Origin of the sequence: Nguyenibacter vanlangensis (assembly GCF_013376155.1) — a bacterium.
GTDB classification, from domain to species: Bacteria; Pseudomonadota; Alphaproteobacteria; order Acetobacterales; family Acetobacteraceae; genus Gluconacetobacter; species Gluconacetobacter vanlangensis.
The window spans coordinates 1-719 of sequence record NZ_JABXXP010001087.1; the positions used below are offsets into that span (position 1 = coordinate 1).

The 719-nt window shown below is 60.9% G+C and carries 1 protein-coding gene and 1 pseudogene; both read left to right on the forward strand.

What is annotated here, in order from left to right; genetic code table 11:
• Positions 1 to 110: pseudogene (locus HUK84_RS21405) on the forward strand (ubiquinol oxidase subunit II); the annotation flags it as partial.
• Between the two features lie 69 nt (positions 111 to 179).
• The gene (locus HUK84_RS21410; RefSeq protein WP_176641949.1) at positions 180 to 629 is read left to right on the forward strand and encodes a nitrate reductase associated protein; all 450 of its coding nucleotides are present in this window, start codon (positions 180 to 182) and stop codon (positions 627 to 629) included.
• Positions 630 to 719 lie beyond the last annotated feature (90 nt).

The window sequence follows — 719 nt, forward strand, 5'->3', positions numbered from 1 at the left end:
TCTTCCAGCTTATCGGCACCGCCATCCTCCTGCCGATCATCCTGACCTACACGATCTATTCCTATCGCGTGTTTCGTGGAAAAGTGACGGAAGCCGATGGCTATCATTGAACGCATCCGCGGCGACGGATCGGAGACGGGCGAGGACGGCATAAGAACAAGAACGCACGAGGCGCAACCATGATCTTCGAATTCGAACGCGACTTTGCCGGTTCCCTGCGCTGCATTCCGATGATCGCGCGGCAGAAACTCGACATCGTCGGTATCAAGATGACGCTGCGGCAATGGAGCCGCCTGTCGCACGAAGAACGCGGCAGGCTGGCCGACATGCCGTGCGAGACGAAGGACGAGCAGGACGTCTATCGCGTGTTCGTGCTGGATCGGATCATGGCCCGGACGGACGAGCCGGTCCGCTATCTGGCCGCGCGGGACTTCGGGGACTGGCAGCAGCCCGGCCGCATGCCCGACTCCGTGCGTCTCCAGGCCGAGGCGGATGGCGTGGTCCCGCCGACTGCGGAAGAATGGGCGGCACTGGCGCCGCTGCAGCGTTTCGCGCTGGTCAAGCTGACCCGGTCCCAACACGAAAACGAGAATTTCGTGCCGGCATTGAAAGAATTCGGCATCCTTTAACCACTATGGCAGGCGGGCCCGGCAATGGCCATCAGGAGGTTGGTACCATGAGCAAAGAGAAAGAATCCACGTTCAAGCCCTATCACCACC

Coding starts and splice junctions, on each gene's coding strand:
- HUK84_RS21410 (WP_176641949.1), top strand. CDS start 180: ATGATCTTCGAATTCGAACGCGACTTTGCCGGTTCCCTGCGCTGCATT.